Raw genomic sequence first — 18,121 nt, forward strand, 5'->3', positions numbered from 1 at the left:
TGACGCGGGTTCTATCGATGGGTCAAGCTCATCATGGAGACCCCCAGTATGAGCACGCGGCCCATCGAAATCACCTCTGCGCTTCCTCCTCTTGTTACCGCTCGCCGGACATACCTCATGTGCCCGCCGACACTCTATGACGTCGATTACGTCATCAATCCGTGGATGAGCGGCAACGTCCACTTGAGCTCACGAGAGCGCGCCATCGAGCAGTGGAACCATCTCTATCGTGAACTCACCGCGATCGCCGACGTTGAATTGATCCAGCCGCAGTCCGGATCGCCCGACATGGTCTTTACTGCCAATGCCGGCCTCGAACGCAACGGCACAGTCGTCCTCAGCGGCTTCTTTCATCCTGAGCGCCAGGCCGAAGAGCACCACTTCCGCTCCTGGTTTCAGTCATCCGGCTACAACGTTCTCGAGGTGCCGCGCGAGATCCCCTTTGAGGGCGAGGGGGACGCGCTGTTCTCCTCTGAGGGCACACGCCTCTGGGCCGCTCACGGCCCGCGTAGCGTAATGGCGAGCCATACTCATCTCGTGCGCGCCTGGGGAGTCGAAGTCATTGCGCTTCATCTCGTCGATCCGCGCTTTTATCACCTCGACACCTGCTTCGCGCCGCTCGAAGATGGCTTCGTCATGTACTATCCGCAGGCCTTCGACGCGCCCTCGCTTGTGAAGATCGAAGCCTTCTATCCGTCGGAGAAGCGCATCGTCGTCTCCGAGGCCGATGCGGTTCGCTTCGCATGCAACGCCATCAACATTGATCGCACAATCCTGGTCAACGACATCAGCAGGGAACTGGTCGCAGAGCTTCAGACTAAGGGCTTCGAGGTCATCCAGATAACACTCAGCGAGTTCCTCAAGGCAGGAGGCGCGGCGAAGTGCCTCGTCATGCGCCTGGGTCCACAAATAGAGCGCTGACGACGTTCAGAGATCAGGCGCTGGCCCGCAGACGGCCGGCGCCAGTTTCGGGTTCCAGGCGCACGCGTTGCCGCACGCGCTCAATCTCTTTCCACGGGTCTTTCTTTAGTCGTGTCTTCCACTTAGGAAAGTCTGCTGCTCGAAACACAGGGCGTTCGTCAGCTGCCTTCAACTCATCCCAGCTCAACGGCATTGACACCGCAGCCCCAAGCCGGGCCCGCGGAGAATAGGCCGCTACCGCCGTTGCGCCTCGCTCGTTTCTCAGGTAGTCGAGATAGATCTTTCCCTTCCGCGCCGCCTTCGTCATCTTCGTCAGGTACAGCGAAGGGCTTGCTTTCTCCATGCCAAGTACCACGCTATGGGCAAACTCTTTGGCTGCGGGCCATTCCATCTCGGGATCAACCGGAACGACTACGTGCAGACCCTTGCCGCCAGTAGTCTTCACAAAGTTCTCCAACCCCATCTGTTTCAGGCGATCCTTCAGCTCCAGCGCCGCCTCGGTCACTCTGCGCCAAGGCAAAGCCTCATCCGGATCGAGATCGAAGATCAACCGGTCAGGCCGCTCCAGATCGTCGTTGCGCGACCCCCATGGGTGGACTTCGAGCACACCCATCTGCGCGAGTCCCGCCAGCGCTTCTGCTGAATCCAGTGTGATGTAAGGCTCAACCTTGCCGTTCTTGTCGGCAACCTCCACACCGCCGATTCCTTCAGGAAGAGTTGCAGTGACATGCTTCTGAAAGAAGCACGGATGCCCGGCGCCATCTGGGCAACGCACAAGGCTCAGCGGTCTGCCGGTGAGATGCGGCAACATCCACGCTGCGATTGCCCAGTAATAGTCAGCGAGCATCTGTTTTGTCAGGCCGGACTCTGCATCGAGCAGCTTGCTCGGGTGCGTCAACCGCACAGGCGCATGCTCGCAATCCTCTCTCATGGGCATCAGCTCCTTCACACTCACTTTGGATGCCTTCTTCCTGTGTCGCGCCTCCTTGGGTTGCGGACCGGCCGTCTCGCGAACGACCTCAGCAGCAGGCTTGTCCTCGCGAACCCCAAGAAACGCAGACTGTCGCACAAGATTGTCCGCAGTCCAGGTCGAGAATCGTACCTCCACCACTATCTCCGGCTTCACCCAATGCACGCCCTTCCGCGCATCGTCAGGCACGCTGGCGAAAGGGCTGGTCGCTCGTTCCAGCTTCTCCAGCCTGTCGCGCAGCATGCTATGCGTCTTCTGCGTGAACCCCGTCCCGGTACGGCCTGCATAGATCAGGTCGCCGTCCTTGTAGTAGCCCAGCACCAGCGCGCCCACACCATGAATCCCGCTCGTCGGCAGAGTGTAGCCGCCGACAACAAGCTCCTGTTCGTGCAGGCACTTCATCTTCAGCCAGTCGCTACCGCGACCTGCGGTGTAGAGGCTATCGGCTCGCTTTGAGATGATTCCTTCCGCGCCCAGCTTGCAGGCCTCTTTTAACAGCTCCGGCCCACCCTGCTCCATATGCTCACTCACCCGAAGGGTATCTACCTCGGAGTTCTCAAGAATCGCGGACAGCAACCTCTTCCGCTCACGTAACGGAAGCCCCCTCGTGTTCCGTCCATTAACATGCAGTAGATCGAAGCAGAAATACGTCAGCGTATGCCGGGCACCTTCCTGCATCGAGGCCTGCAGGTCCGCGAAGCTTGTCGTCCCATCCGGCCTCACCACGACAACCTCGCCGTCCAGAGTTACGTTGTCCACGGGAAGCTTTCCCACTTCGCTTGCGATCGCCCGCATCCGCGATGTCCAGTCGAACCCGGTGCGTGTCAGCATCTGCACGCGCTCGCCATCTTTGCGTGCCTGCATCCTGTATCCGTCCAGCTTCAGCTCGTGCAGCCATCCTTTGCCCGAGGGTGGCACTGTCGCCATCTTCGCCAGTTCAGGAGGCACAAACTTCGGCTGCGCCTCTATGGGCAACCCCTTCAGGTTTTTCTCGAGGTTCAGACTTACCGAGGGCGTGGCAGCCTTCGTCTCTTGACGAAACCACGCCTTCCCACCCTTCGCCGTGTCCTTTGAGTTCCATACATGGTCTTCGTTGCGGGCGATCTCCTCCATCGTCCTTCCGGTAATCGCGGAGTCAGGGGCGTCCTCTGTGATGGGAGGATCATGGGGGCGGCGTTCGAAGTCGTCATGCTCCTTGATCAGCAGCCAGTTGGGCTTCTTCTCATTCGCCCACTTGCCGCCCATCCGGATCAGCGCCCACTTTCCCTTGAGCTTCGTGCCGTGCAGGACAAATTTGAGGCTGCCGTCGTGCAGTCCCGCTTCGATGTCGGTGTGCCCTTGCTGTGGCTCCCATGTTCCCTGGTCCCACAGCATCACTGTGCCGCCGCCATACTGCCCTCGCGGGATGATCCCCTCGAATCCTCCATACTCGATGGGGTGGTCCTCCACCTGCACCGCGAGCCTCTTGTCTGCGACGACGTAGCTTGGCCCCTTCGCAACTGCCCAGCTCTTTAGAACCCCATTCCATCCCAGCCTGAAGTCATAGTGCAGATGCGAGGCTGCGTGCTTCTGGACACAGAAGGGAAGTCCTTCGCTTTTACGCTGCCGTTTGGACGAACCCCCACTAGGCTCAGCCGTCACGTCGAAGTTCCGCATTGAGCGATAGCGTTCAAGCTGCTCGTCGACAGCGTCGGCAGCTTCCGAAGCTTCGCGCCCTGCCGTCTTCTTTGAGGACTTTTTCGCCGCCCTGGCTGTCGCCATCGCCGATTCCTCCGCCTCGCTCCGGGCGAAGGCCTGTTACGCGGACCTCCGTTTGCTCGTCGGAGACTTCACCAGCGAGATGCCCTTCTTCGTTTCGGCCTTCGCTCCCTCTGCCTTTACCGAAGCTGCGGGCTTCTTCTTGCCTGGGGCTGCTGCCTCCGCCTCTTTGCCGCCGACACTCTTGCGCAGAGCATCCATCAGGTTCACTACCTGGGCGCGGCGCGGAGCAGATACCTCATCCTTCGGAACAGGAAGATGCTTGATCTTCGCCTCTACGAGTTCCTTCACCGCGGCCTCATAGCCGTCCTTGAACCTACCCGGATCGAACTTCGCCGCCTTGCGCTTGATTAACTCCATCGCCAGCTCCAGCGAGTCCGCGTTCACCGCCGCCTTCTTGACCTCTCTGAAGTACTCGGCTGGATCGCGCAGCTCCTCCTGATAGCGCATCGTATAACCCATCATGCCGCCCAGCTTGTCGTCCTCGTCGGCGGTGACGGCGAAGACATGCTCTCGCCCGCCAAAGGCAATCTTGCCCAGCGCTGCCTTCTTTGTCTTCTTCAGTGCGGCGCGAACGACAGCGAACGCCTCTGCCTGCACATCATCCTCCGGCACGATAAAGTAAGGCTTCTCCATGTACTTCGGCGTCAGCTCATCGAGGGAGACAAACTGCGATACCTCAATGGCATGCTTCGAGGGCACGCGAAGCTCTTCAAGCTCCTTGGGCTCGATGATCACGTACTGGCCTTTGCTGTACTCGTAGCCTTTGACGATTTCGTCCTTCTCCACGGGGTTTGCTGCTTCGCCTGGATTGTCCTCAAGAGCCGAGGCCAGCACCTTCTGGTGACGCACACGCTCACCGGTCGTTCGGCTGACCTGGTGGAAGCGGATCTCGCTCTTGGACTCAGTTGCTACGTAGAGCTTCACTCCAAACGACACAAGGGATATCTGGATGTGACCAGACCAGTAAGGGCGTGCCATCGATGTAACCTCACGAGCGGCTGAAAAAGCCGTCTTTCAGAAATCAGATTCGGCACCCTGCCTGCAGGGATGCCCTTATTTTCGCTGAACGGCGCCTCGGCTGAATAGATGACAAGATTGTTGTTAGCAAACCTGCCAATGCAGGTGGGTGCAGATGTCGGGCGTTCTGAACAGGTTGAGGCGAATCTAGGGTAGTGGAATCTGGGCAAAACGCAGAAAGGCCTGTCCGGCGGTCGAGAACTGGATCTCGACTGCCGATCCCGCGGAGCATTGCGTTATCCCGGTCCAGCTTCCCGTCGTGATCCAGTCGCCTTTCTTCAACCCTTCGGTCCGGCTCGCTCCCTCGTTGGCAAGCCACGGTAGCAGCCGCATCAGGTCGCCTGCCGTGTTCGAACCCGTCCGCTCCACGCGCACCGAGCCATCGACCGCCAGCGTTACCGACTCTTTGGTGAAGTCGATGCTCAGCCAGTTCGGAACTGCCTCACCGTAAACGAAGCCGCCATGCAACGACATATCAGCGACGTTCGTCAGCTTTGTGGCCTTCGAGGGATCGATTAGCGCCGTCTCTAGTATCTCAATCGCCGGGTGCATACTCGCAATCGCCGCAACAACCTCTTCGCGTGAGTAGGGTGTCTCGCGTGGCGGCAGATCGGCGCCAAGGTGGAACGCGATCTCTGCCTCCACTCCCCGGTACCGGTGCATCAGCCCGCGCAGTTCGCATCCGCTGCACGACATCCACGCCGCGGGCATCGGCGCAAACGATGGCGTCGCGTCGGGGGTGGGAGCTCCAACCTTCCAGCCTCCGATCGCCTCGTAGGCCCACGACATCCGGTCCTGGATGAAGTAAGCTTCTTCGAGTGTTGTCGGACGAACCTCCTTCGGGAGGTCTACAATCGGCCGGTTTGTCCTGCGAGCATCCAGCAACAAATCCGCCGCATTGATCAGGTCTTTTCTCCGCGCTCCGGTCATCATGCCAGACAGTTTGCACCAACCTGACGGTCTCTGTCTCGTGTATTTGCATGAAACGCGGTCATTTGCAGGAAAATTACCGCGATTCTGTTACCTTCGAAGGGCGTACTCCATCCAATAGAGAACAGGCCGCGCGGCGGCAACAAAGGAGGGAACTACATTCATGCTTCTCCGCAAGTCAGAAAGCCTTGAGTCAAAGGTCAGCTCCTCAGAGATCACTCCGCAACACGCATTTGAGCAGTTCAATCAGGATCGCCGCCGGCTGCTCACGGGCGCTGCCGTTGTCGGGGTCGGGGCAATCGCCGCCACTCGGATCCCCGGAGTCTTGATGCCTTCCACGACCGTCCACGCGGGCGAGCAGCTTCAGGCCGTCCCAAGCAAGTACACCACGTCCGAGACCCAGACCCCCTTTGCTAAGGCCACGAACTACAACAACTTCTACGAGTTTGGCGTCGACAAGGGGGATCCGGCGAAGCACGCCCACACCCTCCAGACCCGCCCTTGGACGGTCCAGGTCACTGGCATGGTCAAAAAGCCCCTCACCCTCGACGTCGACGGCATCCTCAAATATCGCCCCATCGAGAGCCGCGTCTACCGTCACCGCTGTGTCGAGGCCTGGTCCATGGTCATCCCCTGGGACGGATACTCGCTCTCCGATTTCATCAACTTCTGCGAGCCGCTGCCCAGCGCCAAGTATGTTCAGTTCGTCTCCAATGTTAACCGCAAGCAGATGCCCGACCTTCCAGGCGGCTACGACTGGCCTTACACCGAGGGGCTTCGCCTTGACGAGGCCATGAACCCGCTCGCGCTTCTGACCTTTGGCTGCTACGGACAGACGCTGCCCAACCAGAACGGCGCGCCCATCCGAGTTGTTATGCCATGGAAGTACGGCTTCAAGAACGCCAAGTCCATCGTCCGGGTTCACTTCACCGACAAGCAGCCGAAGACCACGTGGAACCAGATCAACGCCGATGAGTATGGCTTCTACTCCAACGTTAATCCGAAGGTCGATCATCCCCGCTGGAGCCAGGCCCACGAGCGCCGCATCGACAGCTCCGCCTTCCCCCGCACCGTCCCAACGCTGATGTTCAACGGGTACGGCGATCAGGTCGCCAGCCTCTACAACGGTATGGATCTCAAGAGATACTACTGACGTCTTCCGCGAAGCAACGCTCAACGATCCATCAGGTGACACGACCAGTCAAGACCATGTCTCGATCTACCATCATTGCCCTCAAATTTCTAACGCACGTCCTCTGCCTGCTGCCTTTCGTCTGGCTGCTGCACTTCTATACCTCCGGGGCCCTTGCGCTCAATCCCGACCCCGTCAACTACATCACGCACTTTACCGGCGACTGGGCCGTCTACACCCTGCTTGCCTGCCTCATCATCACGCCTCTGCGCCGTCTCTCGCCAAAGATAGCCTGGTTCATTCGGTTTCGCAGGCTCATCGGCCTCTATGCCTTCTTTTACGCGTCGCTGCATCTTGCGACCTACATCTTTCTGTTCTCCGGCTACGATCTTCCCACTGTGCTGACTGGTATCCGCGCCGGTCATCCCGGAATCGCTGTCGAGGAGTGGAAGCAGATCTGGCCCACAATTCTGGGCGACGTCCTCAAGAGGCGCTTCATTCAGGTCGGATTCGTTGCCTGGCTCATCCTGCTGGCGCTCGCCGTCACCTCGCCAGCCTTCATCATGCGAGCCATGGGAGGCAAGAACTGGCAACGCCTCCACCGTCTCATCTACGTCGCTGGCGCCGCCGCGATGATCCACTATTGGTGGCTCGTCAAGACCGGCGTCCGCACTCCCTGGAAGGACACCGCCGTCCTCACCGTGCTTCTGGTGGCACGAGCGCTCTATAGCGCATACAAACGTCTCCGCAGGCCCGTCCCAGCTCTCCAGCCAACAAGAAATTAGCGATCCGATCGCAAACCACAACTTCCCATCGCAAAAGTCTGTCTAATATGGACAGGACTTTATGCGCGTCTCTGCCATCCTCCTTCTGGCCGCAGCCCTCACTCCGCTTTACGCGCAGGATGATGGACCCATGCAGCCTGCGGCAAAGTCGTCCTCTCACGCGAAGGCAGCAAGATCACATCACCCCACAACGCCAATAGAGTCTAAGTTCGCCCATCTCACGGAGCGCGAGCGCGCGGTTCAGCTTCTCAACCGCTTCACCTTCGGCCCTCGTCCCGGTGAGGTCGAGCGTGTTCTCGCGCAGGGTACGGGCAACTGGTTCGAGCAGCAACTCAGCCCCGGAGCAATCAACGACGACGCCCTCAACCGCCGCCTCAACGACTACCCCACCCTCAACATGACTCCCGAACAGGCGCTTACGGTCTTTCCTGATCGCGGCACCCTCCAGGCCGTAGCGGACGGCAAGCGCGCCTATCCCACGGACCCCAACCTTGCTGCGGTCTACGAGGTGCAGATCTTCAAGCTGAAGAAAGATATTGAAAGCAAAAAGATCAACGCGGACGGCACTCCAGCCATCACCCAGCTGACCGAAGCTGAAGTTGCCGAACAGAAGAAACTAGACCAGACCGCTGCCTCCCACATCGCCGGCGATCTTTTCAGCCTGCCGAAGAATCAGCGCATGGCCGCGCTCATCAAGCTTCCCGTCGAAGACCGCGTCGCCTTCACGTCGTATGTCAGCGGCGACCAGCGCAATCTTCTGCTCTCCGAGTTCAACCCGCGTGAGCGCGAAGCCTTCTACGCGATGTCGTCCGGCGTCGGAACCTCGTACCAGATCATCAACGAGCTCTCGCAGGCCAGGTTTCTCCGATCCATCCTCTCCGAGCGCCAGCTTCAGGAGGTCATGACCGACTTCTGGTTCAATCACTTCAACATCTACATCGGCAAAGACTCCGACCAGTGGTATACCACCAGCTACGAGCGCGACGTTATCCGTAAACACGCCCTCGGCAAGTTTCGCGATCTGCTGCTTGCCACCGCCACAAGCCCGGCGATGATGGTCTACCTCGACAACTGGCTCTCCATCGGCCCCGACTCGCTCGCCAACGGCGTCAACACGGCCAATCCGAACTCCAAAAAGGGCAACCGAGGCCTCAACGAAAACTACGGCAGAGAAGTGATGGAACTGCACACCGTCGGCGTCAACGGCGGCTACACACAGGCCGACGTCACCGCGCTCTCCGCCATCCTCACTGGCTGGACCGTCGATCGCCCCAATCTTGCCGGCGCGTTCCAATACGACGCCAAACGCCACGAGCCCGGTCTGAAGCAATGGTTCGGTCACACCATCGGGGTCGCCACCACTGCGGGTGCCCCAGGTTCGGCATTCTCATCGCCTAACGCAGGTATGGACGAAGGCGTCGAAGCCCTCACCATCCTTGCGGCCAGCCCAAAGACCGCGCACTTCATCAGCTACAAACTCGTCCAGCGCTTCGTGGCCGACGATCCGCCGCCCGCCCTCGTCGATCGCATGGCCACGACCTACATGTCTACCGATGGCGAGATTAAAGCTATCCTCCGCACTCTCGTTCAGTCGCCCGAGTTCAACTCGAAAAAGTACTTCCGCAACAAAGTCAAAACCCCCATGGAGTTCCTCGCCTCGGCCTTCCGCACAACGGCGACTGATCCCACCAACCCCGGCGCGCTAGTCAACACCATCAAGACCATGGGCATGCCGCTGTATTTCGCGCTCCCGCCCACCGGCTACTACATCACGGCCGACCACTGGATGAACTCCACTGCGCTCGTCGATCGCCTCAACTTCGCCTACGCGCTTACGGGAAACAAGTTCGCGAATCAGAAGTTTGACTCCGCCCACGTCCTCGCCATCGGACTGATGAGCCAACCCACCGTGATGCCCGCCACAACAACGCCCGCGGCGTCTCGCTACGCCGAGACCCGACTGACCACCGATTCCACCTCAGCCGTGCCCGTCACGAACTCTTCCGGTCAGGACTTCGCCTTGCGCATCCTCGAGGCCTCGCTCGTTGGCGGCGACGTCTCGCCAAAGACCAACGATCTCATCCACGCACAGATCACGCAGCTCACCACACCGACCGCTCCACCCACCGACATCCTCAATCTGATCACAGCTCTCGTCATGGGCAGCCCCGAATTCCAGCTCCGCTAGCGCATTGAATCCGCGCCCATCTGCGAAGCACCCCCCTCGGCCTTCTACACCCCAGCTGCTCTGTTCAAACGTATATGCTGCGGCCAGGGCAGCACCGCGTTCGCTGCATCGTCATCCTTGAACCGCTCGTGCTGCGGCTCCCGCGGCGGCTTCAGAACCTGCCGCCGCGAGAGACACCTTCTGGGCGTCCACCATGTCCTGCCCCTTCTTCGAACTATGCCTTCAACTGCACATGCGTCGCCTTCATCTGCGCCCGCACCACAAGCTCAGCCGCCAGCAGACACTGCGTCTGGTCCTGAGCCGTATGCGTGCGGTTCACGATGTCCGAGACGAACTGCGGACCGAAGGGAAGCGTCACGTTATTGCAGTCGATATACCGCGCCTGGTTCTTGTCTACGATGAACAGATTGTTCCCCTGCTTCGACCGCGCGACATCGGTGTACTTGCGGACCTCGATATAGCCCTCGGTCCCCAGGATGAACAGCCTCCCATCGCCCCATGTTCCGAGGCCGTCAGGAGTGAACCAGTCCAGCCGCACATAGCCAAAGCCCCTGTCGCCCCTTAGCATCATGTCGCCAAAGTCCTGGAACTTTGGCCGCTGCGGGTGCGCGACATTCGCCACCTGCGAGGCCACGACCTCGGCCTCCTTCGAGCCCGTGTAGAAGAGGAACTGGTCTACCTGGTGCGATCCGATATCGCAGAGAATCCCGCCATACTTCACCGGCTCCCAGAACCAATCCGGCCTGCCTCCCGCGCCACCCGCATACGGGTCCACACCATGCTGCACGATCTGGTGCGGTGCGATGTTAATTGTCTGGATCACTCTTCCGATCGCGCCTGCCTGAACCAGCTCGCCCGCCTTCACCGCGGCCTTCACCTCCAGCCGCTCGCTGTAGAGAATCGCGTAAATCCGCTTCGTCTCCGCAATCGTCTTGCGAATCTCGTCGATCTGCTCAAGCGTCGTCGCGCCTGGTTTGTCGCTCAGGTAGTCCTTGCCGCGCTTCATCACCTTGATTCCCAGCGGAGCCCGCTCATTCGGGACTGTCGAGCTCAGTACCAGCTGAATCGAAGGATCGTCCAGAATCTCTTCCTCCGACTTCACCATCTTTGCGTCCGGAAATCTCTTTGCAAATGCGGCCACCTTGTCCGGCTCCGCTCCGTACGCCGCGACCAACACTCCGCCGCCGCGCTGCACCGCGCCCACCATTCCATAGATGTGGTCATGGCTCATCCCGCAAACGGCAAACTTGATCGAGTACTTCGGCTTCGCGTCCGCATCCTGCCCCGGCTCAGCCACTTCATGCACGATCCGTGAGGGATCGATGCTTGCAAACCCCGGCATCCCTGCCATCAACCCCGCCGAACCCACGCCACGCAAAAAGTTCCGCCGTCCAAACGTCTCAAAAGCCATGCTCTCTCCTTGCAGCCAATTTCTCTGCACTCCGAACTATATCAACTTGCAGTGACTTTTGGGTTTCGTTAACAGTTACAAGCGCCGGTTGACTCGCCTCAGGATCTACGGATACAGCCGATGCTTGATCCACACGGTCCCGCTGCGCTCAAACAGAATCCGGTCATGAAGCCGGTCCTTCCCATCGATCCAGAACTCCACGCGCTCGGGCTTGAGCACGTAGCCTTTCCACCACTCCGGACGCTGAATCTCGCCGGGAGTCCTGACCTCCAGGTCCCGCACCATCGCCACTAAGGTCTCTGGGCTCCCCAGAACCCGGCTCTGTTTGGAGACCGCTGCGCCAAGCTGGCTCTGCCGTGATCGGCTATGGAAGTAGGCGTCCGTCTCCGAGGGGGGCAGCTCCGTCACAGAACCCTCAACCCTCACCTGTCGCCGCAACGTCTTCCAATGGAAGCACATAGCCGCCCGCGGGTTTTCGGCGAGCTCAATGCCTTTACGGCTCTGGGCATTGGTGAAGAAGCTAAACCCCCGGTCATCAACACCCTTCACCAGCACCATGCGCACGCTGGGAGCGCCGTCACGGCTCGCCGTAGCCAGTGCCGCGGCATTAGGATCATTGATCTCCTGCTTCCGTGCCTCTTTAAGCCAATCGCGAAACACTGCAATCGGTTCTGCTGCCGCTTCAACCGCCTTCACGTTCATGCGACAAGTCTACTGAGTTCAGATCTTCCTTGCCGTCCCACCCGCGACCAGTTCGCCGTCGGTCTTGGGGAGATTCCAGGTAACACAGAGCTCAATTTCTGATCGACCAGGCTCTCGAAGAAGGTAACTATAGTAACCGTGTATTTCTTGCACCTTTTCTTCACCCCGTTCTACAGGAAGGCAGACTACTGCATTGCGAAAACCTGCAAATTCCGCGATACTTAGTTGTTGGGTTCTTACAACGGTCTCCTGTCCATTCGGGTGCGGACGTCCGTGTCATGTCACCCCGAAAATCTAAAATCGTTTTTGAGAGGCATTCCAAGTGTTGATGATTCGTTTGGCGCGCGTTGGAGCGCGCAAGCAGCCCCACTACCGTATCGTCGTAATTGAGAAGGATCGCGCACGCAATGGCCGTTCCGTCGAGGTCGTGGGAACCTACAACCCGCGCACGAACCCGGCTTCCGTTGAGTTGAAGCGCGACCGGATCGACTATTGGACCAGCAAAGGGGCTCAGCTGTCAGAGCGCGTTGGCAAATTGCTCACCAAGGCTCCCGCAGTCGAGACTGCACCTGCCGCCTAGTCACTGCTTTGCGTATCTTTGGGAACGCCATCAGGTTCCCAAAGATATACTGACGCGACGTATTCCAGCTATCGCTTCCTGCAAACTGCTCACGTAAACTTCGCATATTGCGCCATCGGGAATTAGACTCGGTGTCGCATAGGTAAAGCTATGCGGGTTTGGGCCCCTGCTTTATCCGAACCGTTGCTAAGCTCGTTTCAGCACACTCCTGAAAGATCTCGCTCTAGACGAGGCCTAAGGTTGAGCGTGAGCCGGCATCGTGACTCCCAGGAGGTATGTGTGATGGTACAGGCCACGCAAGCAGCGACCGGGAACGACTACGTGAAGAGCATGATGGACCTCGTAACCGAGATCGCCTGTGCCTTGGTAGACAATCCAGAGAGCGTCTCAGTTGAAGCGATCGATGAGAATGAAGGTACAGTTCTGCGCCTTCATGTTGCACAGAGCGATGTGGGCAAAGTAATTGGAAAGCAGGGAAGAACTGCCCGATCGTTGCGGACCATTCTCGCCGCAGCCAGCATGAAGATGAAGCACCGCTTCGCGCTGGATATCGTCGAAGAGAACCAACCTCCCTCGCAGCCATGATCTCGCGGCCGGGACCTAGCTGAATTTCCATGCTGAATGACCTCCCTTCATGGATCGTTCTGGCGCACCTTCTACGGCCGCAGGGCCGCAAAGGGGAGCTCCTGGCCGATCTGCTAACAGACTTTCCCGAGCGCTTCAGCCAGAGGGCCAGTGTCTTTCTCGCGCCGCAGGGGTTCAAAGGCTCCCGAAGCGAGGCGCGGGAGGTTGAGGTGATATCGTCATGGCTTCCGGTGGGCAGGAACCAGGGACGGGTTGTGCTGCACTTCGCAGGGATCGATTCCATCACGGACGCTGAGTCCGTGGCGGGACTCGATGTCATCGTGCCATTGGAAGAGCGGCTTCCCCTGGACGAGGAATCGGTCTATATCAGCGATCTTGTTGGGTGCGTTGTCTACAACGGCTCTTCGCCTGTAGGGCTCATCGAGGAGGTGCAGTTCCCAGCCACTCCGGATGGCAGCCGACGCCTTGATGAAGCGGCGCCCTTGCTCGTGGTGAGGGCCGAGAAAGGCGACGAGGTTCTGATTCCCTTCGCAAAGGCGTTTCTCAGGAATGTCGATACGAAGGCGAAGCGCATTGAGATGATGCTTCCCGCCGGCCTGCTAGAGGTCAATCGTCCAGCGGAGGAGTCGTAGTTCCTAGAACCGGTACGAGATGCCTGTCGAGAGGATGGGATAGACCGGGAATACCTTCAGCTTGTTGTTCAACTTCTGGATCTCCTGCTTCAGGCTCGCCTGTGCTTCAGGATTCTGAGAGAACGCAAAGCAACCCTGGCTCGTGCACGCGGTCCCGTCGAGGATGACGTTGATCTGCGCGGCGCCGGTGTAGGCGGCTCCGATCTCGATCGGAACGGAGAAGTGCCGGCCGCTCCGGGGAATGAGGTTGCCGAAGCCAATCGTCAGCATCGGTGCATACTTCTTCGGGAAGTCTGACCGCGCCGTTCCGTTCATCGGATCGTCTACGCTGTTGATGAAACCCTGCGACCCAAGCTCAAAATAGTGCCCGGCCGGAACGCTTGAGATGGCCGAAAGGCTGTTCCCGCCATAGAGAACACCCGGGCTTATATGGAACGATCTCCCGGTTGGAAACCAGTCGAGGTTCAGTTGCCCGGAGCGAAGATGGAGCCGCGAATCATAGTTGACGTGATCAATGCTGAATCCGAAGCCGACGTTGAGGAAATTGGCGCCGGCGCGCAGATTGAACACGCGCAAGAGGGGAGTCGCGATGTCGATTCCCGGGCCACGCGTGTCCGATCGAACCCCGAGGGCGTAAGTCCTAAAGGGCCTGATCTTGAAAGTCTTCTTCGTCGGCGCGATCGCAGACCGGATGTACGATCCTTCGCGCATCGCTCCTTCGGCACCATCGAGGCTGGAAGAGGAAGCAACGCTTGTCGTATTTGCCTCGTTCGCGGCCAGGGCGAGGTTCTGCTGGGCCCGGGCCCAATTGGGCAAGCAGAGCGCGGGGAGTAACATTACCTGTGCAAGAACGAGTTTTTTCGACAGCATGATGGGTTCCTTCGCTCGTCCGGCAAACCGCCGGGCCTCAGTTTGTCGAGCTAACCTGAGGCCCGTGAATCAGATAAAAACGATGCGTTTCGATATCATTACGATTTTTCCGGATTTCTTCCATAGCACTTTCGAGTATGGTGTCCTGAGCCGCGCTCGCGCCGCGGGGTTGGTTGAGATTGCGACTCACGACCTCCGCAGCTTCACTTCGGACCGGCACCGGACCGTCGATGACCGCCCGTTTGGCGGTGGCGAGGGCATGGTGCTCAAGGCGCAGCCGATCTATGACGCGGTCGCTGCGTTGAACGTCACTCCGAAGGCGGAACGGGTGCCCGCGCGCGAGACAGTGATTCTCCTGTCGGCGCAGGGCAAGCCCTTCACGCAGCAGCTTGCCCAGGAGTTATCGACGATCGAGCGGGTTGTGCTGATCTGCGGACGCTACGAAGGCGTTGACGAGCGTGTGAATGAGTTGCTCTGCGACCGCGAGATCTCAATCGGCGATTATGTCCTCTCTGGCGGAGAACTGGCTGCAGCAGTCATAGTGGATGCCGTTGTGCGCCTGTTGCCGGGGGCGCTTGGGCATCCTGACTCCTCGCGGTTTGAGAGCTTTGGCTCACACGATACGGCCGAGCCGCATGAGCCGGAGGATGCCCCGCCGCGAACGACGCACGGGGCCGGAGGAATTCTCGACTACCCGCACTACACGCGGCCAGCGGAGTTTCTGGGGCTTCCGATCCCGGAGGCGCTTCGCGGAGGCAACCATGAGGAGATCCGCCGGTGGCGGCGCAGGATGGCCCTTGAAAAGACGCTACGGAACCGTCCCGATCTGCTCCAGCGGGCTGCGCTTAGCGACGAGGACCGCGAGGTGCTCGCCGAGTTGAGCGTAGCCGACGAGTAGCACTTAGGCCTTGCTGCCGCAAAAGTGCCTTATTTCGTGTACAATCAGTAATTGAGTTCATCATCAGGAAAGCAGTCATGTCTATTCATCCCATCATGCAGAAGTTGTCCGCCAAGTTGCAGCGGACTGATATTCCCGAGTTCGGTCCCGGCGACACTGTCCGCGTGCAGGTCAAGATCCGCGAGGGCGAGAAGGAGCGTTTGCAGGCCTTCGAAGGTATGGTTATTGCGACGCGCAAGGGCGCGCAGGGCACCTTCACGGTCCGCAAGATGAGCTTCGGCCAGGGCGTCGAGCGCATCTTCCCTTACAACTCCAAGGTCGTCGACAAGGTCGAGAAGGTTCGCTCCTACGAGGTTCGTCGTGCGAAGCTGTTCTACCTGCGTGGTCTGCGCGGCAAGGCCGCCCGTCTGCGCGAGGTCGAGCGCACAAGCTAACCACACTTCTTTCCACAGAGGCCACAGCTTCGGCTGTGGCTTTTTCTCTGCCCGCGAGGCGATACACTCTTGTTTGAGAGAGTATGCCCCGCGTTCCAGGAACCGTTACTGCCGCTACGGCCAAACAGCGCATGCTGAAGCAGCTTGTCTGCAGCGATGCTCCCGAGCAGGCGCTGCGCTACAACGGCTTCCGCGTTATCGCCGGCGTTGACGAGGTCGGGCGCGGTGCGCTGTTCGGGCCTGTCGTCGCTGCAGCGGTGATTCTGCCGGAGCGGATGAACAGCCTGGCTCGTGCGGGCCTGAGGGACTCCAAACAACTCGACCGCAAGCAGCGCGAGAAGTTGGATCGCAAGATTCGGCGCATGGCGCTCGCGGTGAGCGTGGCCGAGGTCGATGCGGAGACGATTGATCGCGTCAACATCTACCAGGCGACGCGACTGGCCATGCTCGAGGCGGTTCAGAGCCTTGCGATTGCGCCCGATCATCTCCTCATCGATGCGATGCGGCTCGATCATCCCTGCGCGCAGACGAAGCTGATCTACGGCGACTCGCTGAGCCTCTCGATCGCGGCGGCCTCCGTGGTTGCCAAGGTGCATCGCGACGCTCTGATGCGAGAGCTCGATGAGGTGCATCCTGGCTATGGGCTGGCCAGCCACAAGGGCTATGCCACGCCCGCTCACCGACGCGCGCTGGCTGCGCAGGGGCCTTCGACGCTGCACCGGCGGTCGTTTGCTCCAGTGCGTGCGGCCGATCCCGCTGCGGCGATCGAGGAGACAGTCTCCGGCGAGTTATTCGGCCGAGGACTCGAGGAGGAAGCCGAGTGGGCCAGCGACTAATGTGTGTCATCGCGCATCCGGATGATGAGTGCTACGCGTTCGGCGGCGCGCTGGCGCTGGCGGCCGACAGCGGCGTTGAGACGTCTGTGGTGTGTATGACCGACGGCCAGGCAGCGAGAAATCGCGGCGGCGCGGCGTCAGCCGAGGAGCTGGGAAGAATGCGCCGCGAGGAGTTTGCCGCCTCGTGCAAGGTGCTGGGCGTGACGCATCATGAACTGCTCGATTACGACGATGGCAGGCTCGAGTTCGTCGAGTTTTCTCGCGCGGCCAGTCGACTGGTCGAGCGAATGCGCCGCTTTCGCCCGCAGGTGGTGATCACCTTCGGGGGCGATGGCGGCGCGAATGCTCACGCTGACCACATGGTGGTTTCTGCGCTGACAACGGCCGCGTTCCACTGGTGCGGTCAGGCGAAGCGCTTTCCTGAGCTTGGCGCCGTGCACCAGCCCAGCCGGCTGTTCTACGCGACGACAAGTGTGTTTCTGCCCGGCAGACACGCTCCGAAGCCGATGCCGTGGTCGGTCGAGCTGGACATCAGCGGCGTGCTCGAGAGAAAGTTCGACGCCTTCCGCCAGCATGTCTCGCAAGCTCCGTTGATGGATCAGACACGGGCCTTTTTCGAGAAGCTCGGCGCGAAGGAGTTTTATGCTCTGGCGGCCGCGGTGGAACCACAACCAGCTGTGTTAAGAGACAGCCTATTCGATGGACTCTCCGGGGATTGACTCAGGCGGGTACCCCCCCCTCCAATTTCCGGTAAGTCATTTATATTTATATATTTAGCTAGATTTTCTCTCGTAAAATATTCTATTCAAATGACTTACAGATAAAAAATTGAAAACAAAAGGGTTATCTTCCAAGAAAAGAGAAAGCCCCGGAGGTCCGGAGCTTTCGTTACGCCTGAATCCATTTTACCAAAGGATAGAAACTACTCTGCCAGCTATATTTGGTCTGTTTTGAATAGTTTACGGCATTTGGGGGCTTGACAGGATTTCTGTGGAGAACTCTCGAAGGTAATCTAACAGTCGTGTCAATGCCGGTAGTATCAAAATATATACGGAAAGTGGTTACCTTATTGCGGTAGACTCCTGTGAAGTAACAGCAGCCTAACTTGAAGGTTGCCAAGGCTGGTGGCATGAGGAGGATTTGTGGGCCAGGTGGTGAAGTCGAACGGAGACAATCCGGTTCGCACTGCTGTGCGTTTTCCGATGAGACTGAATCTTCATCTGCAGACCGAGCAAGGCGTTCTGGAGGCTGTTACGGAAAATATCTCTGCCAATGGCCTGCTGTTCGTAAGTGATAGCCTGCCGGCTGTAGACAGCAGGATCGAGTTCACAATCGAGATGCCATCTTCAGTGATGGGGTCGGCGACGGATGTGACGATCCACTGTATTGGCCGCGTGGTCCGGCACTATCTGGAAGGCGGAGAGAAGAAGGCGGCTGCTGTAATCGACGAATATTTTCTAAAGGCCTGA

18 protein-coding genes are annotated in these 18,121 nt (G+C 59.3%); 12 read left to right on the forward strand and 6 right to left on the reverse strand.

All coding sequences use genetic code 11. The annotated features are described in order from the left end of the window. Positions 1-48: 48 nt before the first annotated feature. Positions 49-921, forward strand: a complete 873-nt coding sequence (locus OHL16_RS01305; RefSeq protein WP_263365269.1) for a dimethylarginine dimethylaminohydrolase family protein — start codon at positions 49-51, stop codon at positions 919-921. Positions 922-934: 13 nt separating this feature from the next. Here OHL16_RS01305 and ligD read toward each other — a convergent pair whose 3' ends face one another. From ligD to OHL16_RS01320, 3 genes are all read right to left on the reverse strand, one after another. Next, positions 935-3,652, reverse strand: a complete 2,718-nt coding sequence (gene ligD, locus OHL16_RS01310; RefSeq protein WP_263365270.1) for a DNA ligase D — start codon at positions 3,650-3,652, stop codon at positions 935-937. Positions 3,653-3,688: 36 nt separating this feature from the next. Beyond that, on the reverse strand, positions 3,689-4,630 hold the full coding sequence (gene ku / locus OHL16_RS01315; protein ID WP_263365271.1) for a non-homologous end joining protein Ku: 942 nt from the start codon (positions 4,628-4,630) through the stop codon (positions 3,689-3,691). A 186-nt stretch (positions 4,631-4,816) separates the two neighbouring features. Then, positions 4,817-5,602, reverse strand: coding sequence for a 2-keto-4-pentenoate hydratase (locus tag OHL16_RS01320; protein WP_317891014.1), 786 nt, complete (start codon positions 5,600-5,602; stop codon positions 4,817-4,819). A 160-nt stretch (positions 5,603-5,762) separates the two neighbouring features. Here OHL16_RS01320 and msrP point away from each other — a divergent pair, with 160 nt between their 5' ends. The 3 genes from msrP to OHL16_RS01335 all read left to right on the forward strand — a co-directional run bounded on the left by msrP (position 5,763) and on the right by OHL16_RS01335 (position 9,704). Next, positions 5,763-6,752: a protein-methionine-sulfoxide reductase catalytic subunit MsrP gene (gene msrP / locus OHL16_RS01325; protein WP_263365272.1), complete on the forward strand. Its 990-nt coding sequence runs from the start codon at positions 5,763-5,765 to the stop codon at positions 6,750-6,752. Positions 6,753-6,808: 56 nt separating this feature from the next. After that, on the forward strand, positions 6,809-7,516 hold the full coding sequence (locus OHL16_RS01330; protein WP_263365273.1) for a protein-methionine-sulfoxide reductase heme-binding subunit MsrQ: 708 nt from the start codon (positions 6,809-6,811) through the stop codon (positions 7,514-7,516). 61 nt (positions 7,517-7,577) lie between these two features. After that, the gene (locus OHL16_RS01335) at positions 7,578-9,704 is read left to right on the forward strand and encodes a DUF1800 domain-containing protein (RefSeq protein WP_263365274.1); all 2,127 of its coding nucleotides are present in this window, start codon (positions 7,578-7,580) and stop codon (positions 9,702-9,704) included. Positions 9,705-9,918: 214 nt separating this feature from the next. Here the strand turns inward: OHL16_RS01335 and OHL16_RS01340 are convergent, their stop codons facing one another. Next, entirely contained in the window at positions 9,919-11,115 is a 1,197-nt protein-coding gene (locus OHL16_RS01340; RefSeq protein ID WP_263365275.1) for a Gfo/Idh/MocA family protein, read from the reverse strand. Between the two features lie 105 nt (positions 11,116-11,220). Beyond that, a complete protein-coding gene (gene pdxH / locus OHL16_RS01345; RefSeq protein WP_263365276.1) occupies positions 11,221-11,817 on the reverse strand; it encodes a pyridoxamine 5'-phosphate oxidase in 597 nt (198 codons plus the stop codon). Between the two features lie 328 nt (positions 11,818-12,145). Between pdxH and rpsP the strand changes: the two genes are divergently transcribed. From rpsP to rimM, 3 genes are all read left to right on the forward strand, one after another. After that, positions 12,146-12,397, forward strand: a complete 252-nt coding sequence (gene rpsP / locus OHL16_RS01350) for a 30S ribosomal protein S16 (protein WP_263366205.1) — start codon at positions 12,146-12,148, stop codon at positions 12,395-12,397. Positions 12,398-12,679: 282 nt separating this feature from the next. Further along, positions 12,680-12,982 carry a KH domain-containing protein gene (locus OHL16_RS01355; RefSeq protein ID WP_263366206.1) on the forward strand — a complete coding sequence of 101 codons (303 nt, stop codon included), beginning with the start codon at positions 12,680-12,682 and terminating at the stop codon, positions 12,980-12,982. Positions 12,983-13,011: 29 nt separating this feature from the next. Next, positions 13,012-13,614, forward strand: coding sequence for a ribosome maturation factor RimM (gene rimM / locus OHL16_RS01360; protein ID WP_263365277.1), 603 nt, complete (start codon positions 13,012-13,014; stop codon positions 13,612-13,614). Between the two features lie 3 nt (positions 13,615-13,617). Here the strand turns inward: rimM and OHL16_RS01365 are convergent, their stop codons facing one another. Next, positions 13,618-14,484: a hypothetical protein gene (locus OHL16_RS01365; protein WP_263365278.1), complete on the reverse strand. Its 867-nt coding sequence runs from the start codon at positions 14,482-14,484 to the stop codon at positions 13,618-13,620. A gap of 82 nt (positions 14,485-14,566) precedes the next feature. Between OHL16_RS01365 and trmD the strand changes: the two genes are divergently transcribed. The 5 genes from trmD to OHL16_RS01390 all read left to right on the forward strand — a co-directional run bounded on the left by trmD (position 14,567) and on the right by OHL16_RS01390 (position 18,121). Beyond that, positions 14,567-15,382, forward strand: a complete 816-nt coding sequence (gene trmD, locus OHL16_RS01370) for a tRNA (guanosine(37)-N1)-methyltransferase TrmD (RefSeq protein WP_263365279.1) — start codon at positions 14,567-14,569, stop codon at positions 15,380-15,382. A 77-nt stretch (positions 15,383-15,459) separates the two neighbouring features. Further along, on the forward strand, positions 15,460-15,816 hold the full coding sequence (gene rplS / locus OHL16_RS01375) for a 50S ribosomal protein L19 (protein ID WP_396127124.1): 357 nt from the start codon (positions 15,460-15,462) through the stop codon (positions 15,814-15,816). A gap of 83 nt (positions 15,817-15,899) precedes the next feature. Further along, complete coding sequence (locus OHL16_RS01380) at positions 15,900-16,652, forward strand: ribonuclease HII (protein ID WP_263365280.1); 753 nt, start codon at positions 15,900-15,902, stop codon at positions 16,650-16,652. Next, complete coding sequence (locus OHL16_RS01385) at positions 16,637-17,371, forward strand: PIG-L deacetylase family protein (RefSeq protein ID WP_263365281.1); 735 nt, start codon at positions 16,637-16,639, stop codon at positions 17,369-17,371. Before OHL16_RS01380 ends, OHL16_RS01385 begins: the two co-directional genes overlap by 16 nt. 423 nt (positions 17,372-17,794) lie before the next feature. Then, complete coding sequence (locus tag OHL16_RS01390; RefSeq protein WP_263365282.1) at positions 17,795-18,121, forward strand: PilZ domain-containing protein; 327 nt, start codon at positions 17,795-17,797, stop codon at positions 18,119-18,121.

Origin of the sequence: Edaphobacter bradus (assembly GCF_025685645.1) — a bacterium.
GTDB lineage: Bacteria > Acidobacteriota > Terriglobia > Terriglobales > Acidobacteriaceae > Edaphobacter > Edaphobacter bradus.